The organism is Streptomyces gottesmaniae (genome assembly GCF_031845845.1).
GTDB classification, from domain to species: domain Bacteria; phylum Actinomycetota; class Actinomycetes; order Streptomycetales; family Streptomycetaceae; genus Streptomyces; species Streptomyces akebiae.
The window spans coordinates 1-15,298 of sequence record NZ_JAVRFJ010000079.1; the positions used below are offsets into that span (position 1 = coordinate 1).

Sequence of the window (15,298 nt, forward strand, 5' to 3'; positions counted from 1 at the left end):
TCCCCGCGCCCCTGAGAAGCAGGGGCTACGCCCCTTGCTTCTCGGCCCGCGGGGCCTGATCTTTCAGGGGCGCGGGGAACCGCGCGAGAAGCCCCCTCGGCTGCAGCCGGGCGACGGCGCTTCCACCGCCGCCTTCCTGTGCCGGGCCCGCCGAACCCACGTCGTCCGGCGGGCCTTTGGCGAGGCGTCAGGCACTCGGCGGTGGCACGTGCCGCGGTCGGCCCGAACCCCGAGTCAGCGTGTAACCGCCGATTCCCGCCAGCGCGGCCAGCGCCGCGCCCAGCGCCGTCCATACCCAGCGGTCGCTCCACCAGCCGGAGGCCCACCCGTCGTCGGGTTCGAGGGAGGAGAGGACGGCCTCGGCCGAGGAGTCCTCGTCGTCCTCCTGCCGGGAGGTGACGGCGATCCCCGGCACCAACGGCTGGGCCAGCGAGCCGTCGACCGCCGCCGAACCGCCGATGTCCTTGGAATCGACCTCGACCTCGGTGCCGACCGGCAGACCCAGGTCGGCCGTGGCCAGCCGGGTCGTGGTGAGCCGCAGGTAGTACGTGCCGGGCAGCGGGTCGTCGGCCCACTCCTCCGACCAGGCGCGGACCGTACGCAGCGTGCAGGACAGCTCGACGGAGCCGGCCCCGGCCGCGACGGTCCGCGTCTGCGCGCCGTACTGGCACGCCTGGCGGCGCCGCAGTCCGTCGTACACGTCGATCTGCCAGGTCGAGGAGGACTCGGCCCCCTCGGGGAGCTTGACGCTCGCCCGGACGGTGGGCCGCTGCCCCGCGTCGGCCGGGAACGACCAGTACAGGTAGTCACCGGTCGAGGCGCTCGCCGTCGCGGTCTGCCCCTGCTCGAACTCCGTGGCCGTACGGAAGGAGGTGCCCGCCTCGGTGGGCGCGTCACCGCCGTCCGAGGGGCTCGCGGAGGGCGTGGAGTCCGCCACGGCCGGGGAGACGGCCAGGCCCAGCGTCAGCAGGGCAGCGCTCAACACACGTGCAATACGCATTAGTTGGTCCTCCAGACCGCGACCCGCCAGCGCGAGAGCCAGCCCCACAGCACACCCGCCAGGAACCCGACGAGCACCAGCACACCGAGCAGCCACCAGCCACGGCCGAGGCCGAAGGAGGCCACGTCGGCGGCCTGGTCGGGGCCGTCCACGACGTCGACGGTGATCTCCAGCGGCAGCCCGGGCGTCGTCTTCACGCCGCCGGCGGGTGAGTAGGAGTGGGTCACCTGGAGGCACACGGTCTCGGCGACGTCCTCCTCGTCCTCGTCCTCGGCCTCGGGCTTCGGATGGCGCAGACCGGTCGAGATGACGTCGGTACGGCCCGTGCCGGCCGCCTCGCCGCGTACGATCTCGCGGTTCTTGGTGGTCACGGCGCGCAGCAGCACCCCGTAGTCCGGGTTGACGTCACGGTCCGCCGCGACGCTCACCGAGGCCCGCAGTTCCTGACCCGGCTTCACGTCCACGCGGTACCAGCGCTGTTGGCCGAACTCCCCGCGGTCCGTGTAGAGACCGGACGTGAGCGTGGGTGCCTGCGCGCAAGCCTCGGCGCCCTCCACGGCCTTGGGCACGACCACGGGGTCGGCGGCCCGGTCGACCAACTGGTTGACCCGGTCGGTGAGTTCGTCGCGGTGCTCGATCGAGGTGTAGGTGCCGCCGGTCGCCTCGGCGATGCAGCTCAGCTGCAGCCGCATCTTGGCGTTCGGGACCAGGCCGAGCGTGTCGATGGTCAGGCCGATACCCTTCGCCGCGATCTCGCGGGCCACCTCGCACGGGTCGAGCGGGGCGCAGGTGTCCTCGCCGTCGCTGATCAGCACGATGCGTTTGGTGCCCTCGCCGCCCTCCAGGTCGTCGGCCGCCTTCAGCAGCGCCGGGCCGATCGGGGTCCAGCCGGTCGGCGCGAGCGTGGCCACCGCCGTCTTCGCCTCGGTGCGGTCCAGCGGTCCCACCGGGTAGAGCTGCGCGGTGTCCTTGCAGCCCGTCTTCCGGTCGTCGCCCGGGTAGTTGGCGCCCAGCGTGCGGATGCCGAGCTGAACCTCCTCGGGGGTGGCGTCCAGCACCTCGTTGAACGCCTGCTTCGCCGCGGCCATGCGGGACTGGCCGTCGATGTCCTTCGCCCGCATCGAACCGCTGACGTCCAGCAGGAGGTTGACCTTGGGCGCGGTGGCCGTGGTCTCGTCGGCGACGGCCGTGGACGGGACCGCGATCCCGGCCGTCAGGGCGGCGAGCAGGGCGAACACCCCTGCTGCCAGCCGTTGTCTTGTGATCATCGGCGGATCCTATTGATCCGGAGGGCCGCGCTTCAAAACGAGACCCCCTGTTGACGAGCCGTTCACCGAGCGATTCACCGAGCGGCTCACCGCAGCGGACTCGGCACCTCCGCCCAGATGTCGCCGGGCCGCTCCGGCGAAAGTCGCATCAGCGTCAACGCCTTCGTCGGTACCGGCCCCTCCAGCAACGTGACCAGATCCGCGGTGCGCGGCAGGTCCCGTACGGCGGTGGCGAGCGCCTCGCGCAGGACGGGCGTCGAACCGGCCGTCGCGCCGAGCGTGCCCGTGATCAGGGCGCCGAACAGCTTGCGCCGCAGCGTGGTCGCGTCGTCCGTGATGATGCGGCCGGACATGGCCGGGGCCGCGATGCCGTGCCGGGCGAGGCGTGCGGGGCTGACCCGGATGTCCGCGAGGTCGCGGTAGACGAGACGGCGGGGGGCACCCGACGGGGACAGGACCACCAGGAGGTTCTGACCGTGCGCCTCCAGGGCCACGCCCAGGTCGAGCAGCCGGAGGGAGACCGTGAGCGCGAGCCGGGTGAAGTCCGCCAGCCAGGACGGCGACCGCGGCAGCTCGGTCGTCGCCAGCGCGGCCACCGGCAGGACCCGTTCGCCGGCCGCCGTGTCCGCGTACGTGTCCGGCGATTCGCGCAGCACCGCCGCGAGATCCGGCGAACCGGCGGTGACCGCGCCGAGCGTGCGGGTCACGTGCAGCAGTCCCTCGGTGCGGGTCGCGACCTCGGCCATGAAGTCCGACACGATCGCCGAGGTCTCGATCGAGTAGACGGAGATGTCCCGCACGGAGGAGGTCAGCCGGGCGCTCAGCGCGGTCTTGACGTGCGGCCCGCCGTCCGCGAGGGCGAGGGTGCGCAGGGACATCAGCGGATGCGCCTCGATCACCTCCCCCAGGGGGCACTTGAGGACATGGGCCGCCTGCCACGGATGCACCGGGACCAGCACCCGGCCGCCGTCCCGCAGCGACTTCGGCCACTCCCCGACGACCAGCGCGTCCTCGACGGGCGCCAGCCCCAGCTGCACCACCTGCCGGTGCTCCGGCCCGTAGGCGAGCTGGTCGCCCGCCGAGAAGCCCGGCCGCGAACGGCAGTTGGGGTGGAAGGGATGCCCGTCGACGATCGCCTGCTCCCACGTCCAGCCCGCCCTCGGGGGCGAGTCCGCCAAGGTGGCCACCGACCCGGCCCGGTTGGCGCGTGACAGGGCCAGCGAGGCCACGCTGTGGTCGAGTTCGGCGGCGAAGGCGGCGCTGTGCGGAACGGCAAGGGCGGTCATCAGCCGCGCCGGGCGACGGTACGCCCGCTCGTCGAGCCACACCTCCTCGACCTGCGCGGCGGTGCCGTACGGGTCGACGGCCGGGCCGTGCAGCCGGCGGCCGTCGGCGAGGTGGAGCGTGACCCCGTCCCCTCCGGCCGTGTCCCGACGGACCACCCAGGGCAGCGGCTCGTGGACGAGACCCCGCCACAGCCGGGACAGCACGGCCGCCCGGGCGCCCGGCAGCGCGGTCGTGTGGGGCAGTGTCAGATCAGGGCGTACGGTGCCCAACTCGGCGCCGAGCGCGGCCTCGGCGTCGGCGTCGATCAGGGGGTGACGGGCCACGGAGGGGCTCCTCGGGTGCGGGGGCGGTGTCCGGCGGGTACGGGTGGCGGCAGGGAGGTCTGTTCGAACGTCGGCGTACGACCACTGCCCCTCCGCCTCCGCCGCGACGCATCAAGGCAGCGCGGCCGGACGCCGCATGGCTGCTTCGCGACGGAGCGTGAGGGGCAGACATACTGATCACGAGTGCACCGTAAGGAACGAATGGACCCCGTGGACGCCAACCCGCCCCGCGACAGCATCGGCGCCGCCGCCGACGCCCACGCCGCCGCACCGCTGCTCAACTGTCTTCTGCGGGAAGCGGGAGAGCCGGCCGAGCCGTCGGCAGGGGTGCACCGCCTCAGGGGCAGCGGCCGTCTCCTGCGGGTGCGCGGCAGCCGCCGCCCCACCCACCCCGAGGTGCGCACCGAGGGTGTCTGGCACGCTCTCACCCACACCGACCTCGTCAAACTCGTCGCCGAGGAACTCCGCGCCCTCACCGGCCTCGCCAACTCCGAACTGCCCGCCGAGATGCTGGACAGCCGCGAGGCCGTGGCCGCCCTGCTCGCCGCGCGCGCCCAGGCCCCGGTGCCCGAGGACGCGTACCGGCGCTCCGAACAGTCCCTGATCACCGGCCATCCGTACCACCCCGCCCCCAAGGCCCGCGGCGGCGGCCCGGTCACCGCCTGGCTGCCGTACGCGCCGGAGGCGTACGCCCACTTCCCGCTGGTCCTCCTCGGGGTCCGCGAGGACGCGGTCGTCGAGGAGGGCGACACCGCCGCTCTCGACGCACTGGGCTCGGCCCCGCCCGGCTATCGGCTCCTCCCGGCACACCCCTGGCAACTCGACCTGGTGGGTGGTGAGTTGGCCGAGGCGTTCGCGGACGGCCGCCTCCTGCGGCTGGGCCGGACGGCGGGCGCGGCGTGGCCCACGGCGGCGATCCGCACCGTGTACCTGTCCGAGGCCGTACGCGAGGGCGGGCACGAGGGTGCGCGCGAGGCCCCGTCCACGAGCGAGCCGGTGACCGGGCGCGCTCCCGCCTCCGACCTCTTCCTGAAGTTCAGCCTCGACGTGCGGATCACCAACGACATCCGTCGGCTGTGGCGGCACGACCTGCTCAGGCTGCGCCGCACCGACCGGGCGGTCACGGAGGCCTTCGCCGGGTCACCGGGCGCCTGGCTGAGCGACCGCGGCTACCGCACCGCCGCCTTCGCCTTCGAGGAACTGGCGGTTCTGGTGCGGGACGGCCTGGGCGGCCACGCGCCCGACGGCACGACCCCCCTCCTCGCCGCCGCCCTCACCGAGAGCGCCGAGGCCTTCCCGGACAACCCGTCGGCCCACGCCGCCGATCCCGAGGCCTGGTGGGAGGCGTATCTGCGCGCGGTCGTCCCCCCGGCCCTCGCCGCGTTCCACGCCCACGGCGTCGTGCTGGAGGCCCACCTGCAGAACACCGTCATCGTCTGCGACGCCTCGGGCACCCCCGTCCAGGCGGTCTACCGCGACGCCGAGGGCGTGAAGCTCCTCCCGGACGTCACCCGCGCGGCAGGCTGGGAACGGCTGGTCTACTGCCTCTTCGTCAACAACCTCCTGGAGATCGCAGGGGCCATGACCGAACACCACCCGACGGTCGACCCCTGGCCCGCCGTACGACGAGAGCTGGAGCGCCACGGCGACGTACCGGAGGTCGCCGACCTGCTCGACTCACCCACGCTGCCGGGCAAGACGAATCTGCTGCTCAGATGGACCGGAGCGGACGGCGCGGCCGCGCGCTACCGCCCGCTGCCCAACCCGTTCCGCCGACCGCCCGGCCCCGGCGGTCGACCGCCCGCCTGATGCACGGCGGCCGGTGCGCCGCGTGGGCGGGTCACGGCAGCGGGACCCGCACCGAGTCCAGCGAGAGCGCCGGATACAGGTCCGGCAACCGGTCGGGGGTCAGCGCCGTGGGGCCGTAGACCCAGTCGGTGAAGCCGTAGTCGTACGGGTCGCGCGAGCGCAGCAGGGCATTGCGCCGCAGTCGCCCGATCCCGTCGAGGTGCCACAGCCCGCCCCACTCGCGGGCGGCGAGGACCACCCGGCGGCAGTGTTCCGCGCGGACGGCCTCGTACGCGGCGAGGGCCGCCGCCCAGTCGACGCCGGAGGAGTGCCCGGTCCGCCGCGGGCGCCCGGCGCGTACGTGTTCGGCCAGCACCCAGCCGTCCTCGATGGCCATCACGGCGCCCTGGGCCATGTACTGCAGCGGGGGATGCGCGGCGTCACCGAGCAGCGCGATGCGGCCGGTCACCCAGTTCGTGATCGGGTCGCGGTCGTACATCCGCCACCTGCGGTCACGCCACATCAGCGGCAGCCCCTGGCGGATCTGGGCGCAGGTCCCCTCGAAGGCCCGGTCGAGCTCGTCGGGCGTGCCCCAGTCCTCCTCCCCTGCCAGGGCCTTGGGCGACTCGAAGACGGCGACCTGGTTGAACATCTCGCCGCCGCGCAGCGGGTACTGCACGAAGTGGCAGCGCGGTCCGACGTAGACCACGACGTCCTTCTCGTGCACCGCGTGGGCGCGCACCTGATCGAAGGAGACCGTGCCGCGGTAGGAGACGTACGCCGAGTTGACCGGTTCGTCGGCCACGAGGAGCGGGCGTGCCACCGAGTGCAGGCCGTCGGCGGCGATGACCACCTCGGCCTCGTCGGTCGTGCCGTCGGCGAGGGTGATCCGCGCTCCGTCCGCTGTGTTCTCGTACGCGGTGCACCGGGCGTCGTCGATCAGGTCCACGCCCGCCCGGCGGCAGGCGCGCAGGAAGATGCCGTGGAGGTCGCTGCGGTGGATCACCAGGTACGGAGAGCCGTAGCGGCGTTCCAGATCTTCGAGGTCGAGGTGGGTCAGCTCCTCGGCGTCCAGGGCGTCCTTCATCACCATGCGCTCGGGCAGCACGCCCAGTGCGACGGCCTGGTCCAGGAGCCCGTGGTCGTCGAGGACACGGGTGCAGTTGGGGGCGAGCTGCAGGCCGGCCCCGACCTCGCCGAACTCCGCGGCCTGTTCGTACAGGCGCACCCTCAGGCCCTGGCGGGTGAGTGCCAGGGCCGTGGAGAGTCCGCCGATCCCGCCGCCGACGACCAGGACGTCGGGGCGGGGACTGTCCTCCGTGCTCATGTCGTTCCCTCGGTCGTCACAGCCAGGGGGGCAGGGGTTCGGCGGGGGAGCCGCCGACGGTGGTCACGCCCCGGTGGGGACGGCCCGCCAGATACGCGGTGACCTCCGCGGGAGGGCCGAGCACAGCGGGAGTGCCGGCGCCGCGCCGTGCGCCGATGTCGTCGCGCAGGGCGGCGAGGAAGTCCTCCGGCAGGTGCGTGAAGCGCACGTCGGCGTCGAGGTCCACGGCGTGCACCATGACCTCCCTGGCACGCAGCCAGGGGATGTCGGAGGCCGGCACCGTGCGCCCCTGGGCGGTGACCACCTCGGCGCGCCACTGGGCCTCGGTCAGTTCGGTCATGGCGTCGTGCAGTGCCTGGGCGGACCGCTCGAACCACGCGGTGAGCCGGTCCGCGGGCAGGCGCGCTCCTGACTCGATGCCGGCGCCGCGCTGTTCCGGGGAGCCGTACATGGGGGTGCGCTCACCGGTGCGCGCCCAGTGCACCAGGTTGCCGAGCGCCTCGGCGTTTCCGGCCAGGTGCGCCGCGACGTGCTTGCGGCTCCAGCCGGGCAGCAGCGAGGGCGCGCCGTACGAGGCTTCGTCGAACGCCGCGACGGCCTTGCGGCACAGGGCGGTGCCTTCGGCGACCCAGGCGAGTGCCGTCCGCAGGTCCGTCATGCCGTCCCCTCGGTGATCACCCGGTTCTCCAGGCGGCCCAGGCCGTCGATCTCGGTGACCACGGTGTCGCCCTCCCGCAGGAAGATCTGGGGCTTGCGGGCGTGGCCGACGCCGCCGGGTGTGCCGGTGGCGATGATGTCGCCGGGGCTCAGCCGGATCATCGTGGAGACGTAGCGGACCAGGTCGACCGGGTCGAACAGCAGGTCGCCGGTGTTGTCCTGCTGCATCACCCGCCCGTTCACCGCGCAGCGGACGTCGAGCGCGGGGCGTGGGCCGCCGACCTCGTCAGGCGTCACGAGGTAAGGGCCGAGCGGGGTCGTGGAGTCCCAGTTCTTGCCCTGCAGCCACTCGCGGGTGCGGAACTGCCAGTCGCGGCAGGTGATGTCGTTGAGCACCGTGAAGCCCGCGACGGCGGCTTCGGCCTCCCTCTCGTCGGCGCGCCGGACCTGCCGGCCGACGACCACGGCGAGTTCGGCCTCCCAGTCGAACTGCTCGGTCGCGACGGGACGGTGGATGTCGTCGTGGGCGCCGATGAGGGTGTCGGCGAACTTGGCGAAGAGGGTGGGGTACTCCGGCAGCTCGCGGCCCATCTCCTTGATGTGGTTCTGGTAGTTGAGCCCGACGCAGATCACCTTGCCGGGACGTGGCACCAGGGGCGCGAACACCACGTCGGCGGCGGACAGGACAGCCCCGTCGGTGCGCGCCGCGGTGTCGAGACCGCCGGGCGATGCCAGGACCGCGCCCACGTCCGGCAGCCCGAGATCGATGAGCGAGTCTCCCTCGACCCGGACGGCGGCGGTCCGGTCTTCGCGGCGGATGGTTGCGAGCTTCACGCGTGGGTCTCCTCGGTGTGGGTGCGGAACAGAGCGAGCTCGGAGAGGATCGGAGCGTCACTGAACGGGAACAGGCCCGGTGCCCCGGAGCCCGAGTCCGAGGGCGACGCCTGCGAACGGATCGACAGCGCCGGTCCGGGACGGGACGACGAAGAGGTCGCCGAGGGGGCTCGAGCATCACGTCCCCGACCCGGGTCCGCAGCGGCACCAGCGGGGCCTTCTCGAAACCGCGGCAGAGGTCCTCGAGCGCGGGACTCACCGACGGCTGGTCCGGCCCGTCCTCGGCGGCCGACGAGCCGGGGGAGACCCCGTCGCTGAGTTCGTTCATACGCAGACCGTGCTCCGCGCGACGCCTCTCGGAACAGCGGATTCTGTTCAGCAGAACAGCGTGGCAAGGTGGTCCGCATGGTCAAGTCGATGAAGAGCCCGCCGCCGTACGGAGTGACGAGCGTGGACCACGCCCTGCAGCTGGCGGTCATTCTGCAGGTCGAAGGGCCCCTCACGGTCTCGGAGGCCGCCGGCCGGATCGGAGTGGCCCGCTCCAGCGCCCATCGTCTGCTGTCCACGCTCGTCTATCGCGACTTCGCGGTCCAGGACGAGGACCGCAGCTACCGGGTGGGCCCGGTCCTGGAGATCGCGGCCCAGTCGCACTCGAACGCCTCGGCCCTCCGGGCGGCGGCCCTCGGCCCGCTGCGCACCCTGGTCGACACCCTCGACGAGACCGCGAACCTGAGCATCCGCACCGGGCGCACCGCGAGGTTCATCGCCTCGGTCGAATGCTCACGGGCGCTGCGGGTGGGAAACCGCGAAGGCATGGTGTTCCCCGCGCACCTGGTGACCGGGGGCCTGATCATGCTGGCGGCTCTCACCGACGAGGAACTGGACGCGCTGTACGCGAGCGCTCCCACGCATCCGGCCGAGGAACGCCCCGACCTGGCCAAGCTGCGCGGCGAACTCCGCGCGGTCCGGCGCAGCGGCGTGGCCCTCAACCTGGAGCGGTCCGAACGCGGCCTGGTCGCGCTCGGCCGCGCTGTGACCGACTCCCACGGTGACACGGTCGCCGCGGTGTCGGTGTCCATGCCGAGCGTGCGCCACGAGCCCGAACGCGTGCAGGAGATCGTCGCGGCCCTGACCACTGCGGCGGAGAGCATCCGCGCCGCACTCTGATCCCCGCGGCCTCCCGTGTGAGCCGCACCGACCCGGCGGTGACGGGCGCCTGTGCCGAGGCCCTTCTGGTGCGACTGATTTCAGTCACACCTCTGTTGCCTGGCCGAATCCAGTGCCAAGCTGTGAGCCGGTGATCCCCACGCCCCCGTTGGGGATCCCCGCCCTTGGCCCCGCCTGCGCCTTTCGGCCTGGGCGGGGCCGCGCCGTCCCTCCCGCCCTCCCCACGGGAGGGTCGACGGCTGCGCGGATATCGACGTCGCTGTTCCGAAGGACCGGTCGTTTGCCGCGACCGACCCTGTGACGGGCATCACATCGCCCCCTCCGTCCGCCCGATTCGCCCGCGTGTCGACCTTTCACCCCCGCTCGCAGAACGGACAGAGCGGTAAAACCACGGGCAACCCACTCACCGTTTCTCCTGCGCGCATTTGAGGATTGTCTGAGGAAGCCATCGGAAATTCCGTGCAGTTCGCTTGATCGGGCTGCCGCGCATGATTAGTTTCCTCTCTGTCGGCGCAGCCACTTGAGGGGTAGCGCCAGTCAGAGAAAACGGGGAAAAAATGAATACGACCATGAAGCGAGCCCTCGGCTCGACGGCGACGAGCGCCGCGCTCGTCATCGGCAGTCTCGCCATGATTCCGGCGATGTCCACCCCTGCCGCTGCGGCCTGTCAGCCCTCCACCTACTACAAGGTGGTGAAGTACGGCTCGCCCACCTACAAGGCGACGGGCCCCACGAGCAGCAAGTACAACAGCTCCTCCTCCAAGTCCACCCTGTCGATCTCGGTGACCAGGAGCACCACGCGCTCGTCGACCTGGAAGGCCGAGGCCGGCGGCAGCGTGAGCTGGGGCATCGGCCAGGTCGAGGCCAAGACCGGCTACGAGGTGACGAAGAGTGTCACCAAGGGCGTCAAGGTGACCAACAAGATGGTCGTCGACCCCAAGAAGCGCGGCTACACGCGGCCCATGGTCGAATACCGCAAGTTCCTCATCGAGAAGTGGCGTGAGGGCGGCGACTGCAAGCAGTACTTCGTCGGGAGTGTGGGGACGCTGACCGGAATCACTTCCTCGATGCACTGGGCGGAATGCCAGACCAAGAGCGAGAACGGCTGCACGCCGAAGCCGTGATTGTTCCGCGTGACGCAGTCTGAATGATTCCGGGTGCATCGATATCGGAATCAGTGCCGGGCGGGCGGCGGAATTTCTTGCCGCTCGCCCGGAATGCACGTCAGCAAAAAAAGGGGAGCGGCGCCGAGATATCCGTTACCATGTCCACTTCGTGCCGGACGCAACTGAGCTGTGGGGCCCTGGAAGATGTTGAGAGAGGTCACCGCGACCCGCTACGTCGCCCCCCTGCGTGCCGGCGGCTCCGTCCCCGGTGTCGTCGAGGCCGATGACCTGGGCACCTACGTCGTCAAGTTCACCGGCTCGGCGCAGGGCCGCAAGGCGTTGGTCGCCGAGGTGATCGTCGGGGAGCTGGCGCGGGCGCTCGGCCTGCGGTTCCCGGAGCTGGTCCTCGCGCACTTCGACCCGGCGATCGCCGAAAGCGAGCCGCACCAGGAGGTGCGGGAACTGCACGCCGCGAGCGCCGGCCTCAACCTCGGCATGGACTATCTGCCGGGCGCCGCCGACTTCACCCCGGACGTCGCGAACGAGTTCCCCGTCGACCCGCTCGAAGCCGGGCGGATCATCTGGCTCGACGCCCTCACGGTCAACGTCGACCGCACCGTGCACAGTTCGAACCTCATGATCTGGCCCACGCTGGGCATCGCGCCCCCGCGCCTCTGGCTGATCGACCACGGCGCGGCCCTCGTCTTCCACCACCGATGGGACGCCTCGGACCCCACGAAGGCGTACGACTTCCGTCACCACGCCCTCGGCCACTACGCCCCCGACGTGCGCGCGGCCGACGCCGAGCTCGCGCCGAAGGTGACCGAGGACCTGCTGCGGCGGATCGTCGCGGAGGTCCCGGACGGCTGGCTGCCCGTCGAGGACGGCTTCGCCTCGCCCGACGAGGTCCGCGACGCCTATGTGCGTTACCTCCACGCGCGCGTCCGCGCCTCCGCCGCCTGGCTCCCCACCGACTTCCCCACCCGGGAGGAACTCGCCGCCGAGGAGGTCCTCCGCGCGGCGAAGACACAGCGAGGCCGACCGAACTGGCTGAAACGGGTCCCCGACCTGCACGGCAAACCGGCGGCGGAACAGGATTGGTCGGTGCACCTGGGATGACGCAGACACAGCGGGTCGAGATCGAGTACTGCACCCAGTGCCGCTGGCTGCCCCGTGCCGCCTGGCTGGCCCAGGAGCTGCTGACGACCTTCGAGACCGAACTGACCGAGCTGTCCCTCAAACCCGGCAAGGGCGGCGTCTTCGTCGTCCGCGTCAACGACGAGGTCGTCTGGGACCGCCGTGACCAGGGCTTCCCCGAGCCGACCGCCGTCAAGCAGGCCGTACGCGACCGAGTGGCCCCGGGAAGGTCCCTGGGCCACTCGGACAGCTCGGACAGCTCGGACAAGGCCGTGCCGGAGTAGGCCGCCGGGTCAGCCCTTGAGCTGCTCGTAGGCCGGCAGGGTCAGGAAGTCGACGTAGTCCTCGTCGAGGGAGACCTCCAGCAGGAGGTCGTGGGCCTGCTGCCAGTGACCGGCGGCGAAAGCCTCCTCGCCCAACTCCGCCCGGAGGTTGGCGAGTTCCTGGGCGGCGACCTCGCGGGCCAGCTCCGGGGTCGCCTTCACCGTGTTCCCGTCGTACTCGAACTCGACGCCCGCGTTGATCCACTGCCAGATCTGGGAGCGGGAGATCTCGGCGGTGGCCGCGTCCTCCATCAGGTTGAAGATGGCGACGGCGCCGAGACCGCGCAGCCAGGCCTCGATGTAACGGATGCCGACCTGGACGGCGTTGACGAGTCCGGCGTACGTCGGCCTGGCGTCGAGGGAGTCGACGGCGATCAGATCGGCGGCCTTGACGTCGACGTCCTCGCGGAGGCGGTCCTTCTGGTTCGGCTTGTCGCCGAGGACGGCGTCGAAGGAGGCCATGGCGATCGGGACCAGGTCGGGGTGGGCCACCCAGGAGCCGTCGAAGCCGTCGTTCGCCTCGCGGTCCTTGTCGGCCTTGACCTTCTCGAACGCGACCTTGTTGACCTCCTCGTCGCGCCGCGACGGGATGAACGCGGCCATGCCGCCGATCGCGCGCGCGCCGCGCTTGTGGCAGGTGCGGACGAGGAGTTCGGTGTACGCCCGCATGAACGGGGCGGTCATCGTCACCGCGTTGCGGTCCGGGAGGACGAACCTGGCGCCGCCGTCACGGAAGTTCTTCACGATGGAGAAGAGATAGTCCCAGCGGCCCGCGTTCAACCCCGAGGCGTGGTCGCGGAGTTCGTAGAGGATCTCCTCCATCTCGTACGCGGCCGTGATCGTCTCGATGAGGACGGTGGCGCGGACGGTGCCCTGCGGGATGCCGAGGTGGTCCTGCGCGAAGACGAACACCTCGTTCCAGAGGCGGGCCTCCAGGTGCGACTCCGTCTTCGGGAGGTAGAAGTACGGGCCCTTGCCGAGGTCCAGCAGCCGCTGGGCGTTGTGGAAGAAGTACAGGCCGAAGTCGACCAGCGCACCGGGCACCGCGGTGCCGTCGGCGTCCACGAGATGGCGCTCGTCGAGGTGCCAGCCGCGCGGGCGCATGACGACCGTCGCCAGCTCCTCGTTCGGGCGCAGCGCGTAGGACTTGCCGGTGCGCTCGTCGGTGAAGTCGATGTTCCGCGTGTACGCGTCGGCCATGTTCACCTGGCCGAGGATCACGTTCTCCCAGGTGGGCGCCGAGGCGTCCTCGAAGTCCGCGAGCCAGATCCTCGCCCCCGAGTTCAGCGCGTTGATCGTCATCTTGCGGTCGGTGGGGCCGGTGATCTCGACACGGCGGTCGTCCAGGGCGGCCGGGGAGGGGGCCACCTTCCAGGAGTCGTCGGCGCGGATCGCGGCGGTCTCCGGGAGGAAGTCGAGGGTGGAGGTACGGGCGATCTCGGCGCGCCGCTCCGCGCGGCGGGCCAGCAGCTCGTCGCGCCGGGGGGTGAACCGGCGGTGCAGCTCGGCCACGAAGGCGAGGGCCGCGGGGGTGAGGATCTCGTCCTGGCGGGGCAGGGGCTCGGCGTCGACGATGGCCAGCGGGGACGGCGCTGGTGCGGACATGAGCTGTCACTTCCTTCAGCGGGCGTGGCACCGGGTGTCAGTCGACCCGGGTCGGGCTGTGGTCGCCCCTGGATGAGTAGGGCGCTTCTGAACAGTGGATACTAGTTTCCTCATGGTGGAAGTTCAATGTTTTGTTGATGTCGAGATTCTCCGTAGCGAGGCAGGGTGGCGCCGAGTGTCACCCCGTTCACTCAAGGTGGACGAGGTCGGCCTCGGTGTCGATGTCGTAGGGCCGCGCCACGTCCCCGCACTCGACGAGCGTGATCGTGTCGCCGTGCGCCCGCAGATAGGCGCGCGCGCCTCGGTCGCCGGTGGCGGTCGCGGCGATGCCGGGCCAGTGGTCGGCGCCGAACAGGACGGGATGGCCCCGCACACCGTCGTACGCGGCTGCCACGAGCGATCCGGTCGATCGATGGGCGGCGAAGACCCGGGCCACCGCCTCCGGCCCGATGCCCGGCTGGTCCACCAGCGACACCAGGGCGGCGCCCGCGCCCGTCCCCGTCAGGGAGTCCAGTCCGGCCCTCAGCGACGAGCCCATGCCCTCGGCCCAGTCCGGGTTGTCGACCAGGACGCAGCCGGCCAGCTCGGCCCGGGCGCGTACGGTCGCGGACTCGGCGCCGAGGACCACGTGGATCCGCGCGCAGCCGGCCGCCCGCAGCACGCCGACCGCGTGTTCGACCAGAGGGCGGCCGCGGTGGGTGAGCAGGGCCTTGGGACGGCCGCCGAGGCGCCGTCCGCCGCCGGCGGCCAGCAGCAGTCCGACGACCTCGCTCGCGTCGGGCGGGCGGGCCGCGTCGGGCGTCTTCTTCCGGGGCTGGTGGTGCGTCATGTCTCCCTGCATACCCGACCGGGCGTGGTGTCCCGTGCAGCCCCACGGGCCGGGTGACGTCTTTGCGATGCCCGGGGACTCGATTTCGGTCCCCGTGGTGGCGCTCGCCATACCGATTGGCGTTTACTGGCCCGCGCCACCCACGGCGCCCGACCGACGTCATGGGGTGGACGGTCGCGCCCGGGGTGCGCGGCCACGGCTCGTGCACAAGGGCGTGGGCGAGGGGGGAGAGGGCTGTGTTGCGGAGCTTGGGGCAGAGGCCAGTGACCGGCAGTGACAAGGATCCGAGAGTGGCGGAGCTGAGCTCGGCCGTGTCCCGGCTGCGTCGTGAACTGGCCGCGCATCCCGCGGAGTTCCCCGACCGCGGCATAGCGGAGGACGAGCTGGCCGCGCTCGCGGCGATGGCCGTCACCGGGATGCCGGAGGTGCCGCGGTTGCGGCGGTCGCTGTTGCTGATCGCGGGTTCGATCGGGTCGGTGAGCGCGCTGGCCAAGGGGCTGGCGGACGTCCGTACGGCGGTGGAATTGTTCGGGGAGCCCCCGAGGCGCTGAAAGGAACCGGTCGACCCGTGGTGTGATTCACCGGAGGTGATTCGCCGGGTGGGGTTCATCATTCGTTCATGGGGTCGCGGATCCGTGAGCCGCGAC

The 15,298-nt window shown here is 71.7% G+C and carries 14 protein-coding genes; 6 read left to right on the top strand and 8 right to left on the bottom strand.

The annotated features are described in order from the left end of the window. Positions 1 to 187: 187 nt before the first annotated feature. The 3 genes from RM704_RS44160 to RM704_RS44170 all read right to left on the bottom strand — a co-directional run bounded on the left by RM704_RS44160 (position 188) and on the right by RM704_RS44170 (position 3,878). Positions 188 to 1,000: a hypothetical protein gene (locus RM704_RS44160; protein WP_033529916.1), complete on the bottom strand. Its 813-nt coding sequence runs from the start codon at positions 998 to 1,000 to the stop codon at positions 188 to 190. Then, positions 1,000 to 2,268, bottom strand: coding sequence for a VWA domain-containing protein (locus tag RM704_RS44165; RefSeq protein ID WP_107072377.1), 1,269 nt, complete (start codon positions 2,266 to 2,268; stop codon positions 1,000 to 1,002). Before RM704_RS44165 ends, RM704_RS44160 begins: the two co-directional genes overlap by 1 nt. A gap of 86 nt (positions 2,269 to 2,354) precedes the next feature. Beyond that, positions 2,355 to 3,878, bottom strand: coding sequence for an IucA/IucC family protein (locus RM704_RS44170; protein ID WP_033529914.1), 1,524 nt, complete (start codon positions 3,876 to 3,878; stop codon positions 2,355 to 2,357). A gap of 201 nt (positions 3,879 to 4,079) precedes the next feature. Between RM704_RS44170 and RM704_RS44175 the strand changes: the two genes are divergently transcribed. After that, entirely contained in the window at positions 4,080 to 5,687 is a 1,608-nt protein-coding gene (locus RM704_RS44175) for an IucA/IucC family protein (RefSeq protein WP_033529913.1), read from the top strand. Between the two features lie 31 nt (positions 5,688 to 5,718). Here RM704_RS44175 and RM704_RS44180 read toward each other — a convergent pair whose 3' ends face one another. The 3 genes from RM704_RS44180 to RM704_RS44190 are packed head-to-tail and all read right to left on the bottom strand — an operon-like array spanning position 5,719 to position 8,484. Continuing rightward, positions 5,719 to 6,993 (bottom strand): FAD-dependent oxidoreductase, encoded by a 1,275-nt coding sequence (locus RM704_RS44180; protein ID WP_033529912.1) that lies wholly within the window; start codon positions 6,991 to 6,993, stop codon positions 5,719 to 5,721. A 16-nt stretch (positions 6,994 to 7,009) separates the two neighbouring features. Beyond that, positions 7,010 to 7,651 (bottom strand): maleylpyruvate isomerase family mycothiol-dependent enzyme, encoded by a 642-nt coding sequence (locus RM704_RS44185; RefSeq protein ID WP_033529911.1) that lies wholly within the window; start codon positions 7,649 to 7,651, stop codon positions 7,010 to 7,012. Next, on the bottom strand, positions 7,648 to 8,484 hold the full coding sequence (locus tag RM704_RS44190; RefSeq protein WP_033529910.1) for a fumarylacetoacetate hydrolase family protein: 837 nt from the start codon (positions 8,482 to 8,484) through the stop codon (positions 7,648 to 7,650). The genes RM704_RS44185 and RM704_RS44190 overlap by 4 nt, the downstream gene beginning before the upstream one ends. Positions 8,485 to 8,889: 405 nt before the next feature. Between RM704_RS44190 and RM704_RS44195 the strand changes: the two genes are divergently transcribed. The 4 genes from RM704_RS44195 (at position 8,890) to RM704_RS44210 (ending at position 12,178) form a co-directional block, all read left to right on the top strand. After that, positions 8,890 to 9,651: an IclR family transcriptional regulator gene (locus tag RM704_RS44195; RefSeq protein ID WP_033529909.1), complete on the top strand. Its 762-nt coding sequence runs from the start codon at positions 8,890 to 8,892 to the stop codon at positions 9,649 to 9,651. A 569-nt stretch (positions 9,652 to 10,220) separates the two neighbouring features. Next, positions 10,221 to 10,775, top strand: a complete 555-nt coding sequence (locus tag RM704_RS44200; RefSeq protein ID WP_311593509.1) for a hypothetical protein — start codon at positions 10,221 to 10,223, stop codon at positions 10,773 to 10,775. Between the two features lie 186 nt (positions 10,776 to 10,961). Next, the gene (locus RM704_RS44205) at positions 10,962 to 11,876 is read left to right on the top strand and encodes a HipA family kinase (protein WP_033529907.1); all 915 of its coding nucleotides are present in this window, start codon (positions 10,962 to 10,964) and stop codon (positions 11,874 to 11,876) included. Next, positions 11,873 to 12,178 carry an Rdx family protein gene (locus RM704_RS44210; RefSeq protein ID WP_033529906.1) on the top strand — a complete coding sequence of 102 codons (306 nt, stop codon included), beginning with the start codon at positions 11,873 to 11,875 and terminating at the stop codon, positions 12,176 to 12,178. Before RM704_RS44205 ends, RM704_RS44210 begins: the two co-directional genes overlap by 4 nt. A gap of 9 nt (positions 12,179 to 12,187) precedes the next feature. Here RM704_RS44210 and aceB read toward each other — a convergent pair whose 3' ends face one another. Both aceB and RM704_RS44220 read right to left on the bottom strand, forming a co-directional pair. Next, on the bottom strand, positions 12,188 to 13,822 hold the full coding sequence (gene aceB, locus RM704_RS44215; RefSeq protein WP_033529905.1) for a malate synthase A: 1,635 nt from the start codon (positions 13,820 to 13,822) through the stop codon (positions 12,188 to 12,190). 187 nt (positions 13,823 to 14,009) lie between these two features. Then, positions 14,010 to 14,651: a nucleotidyltransferase family protein gene (locus RM704_RS44220; RefSeq protein WP_033529904.1), complete on the bottom strand. Its 642-nt coding sequence runs from the start codon at positions 14,649 to 14,651 to the stop codon at positions 14,010 to 14,012. Between the two features lie 236 nt (positions 14,652 to 14,887). On the opposite strand from RM704_RS44220, the gene RM704_RS44225 reads away from it, so the two are divergent. Continuing rightward, a complete protein-coding gene (locus RM704_RS44225) occupies positions 14,888 to 15,202 on the top strand; it encodes a DUF5955 family protein (RefSeq protein WP_033529903.1) in 315 nt (104 codons plus the stop codon). Positions 15,203 to 15,298: the final 96 nt, after the last annotated feature.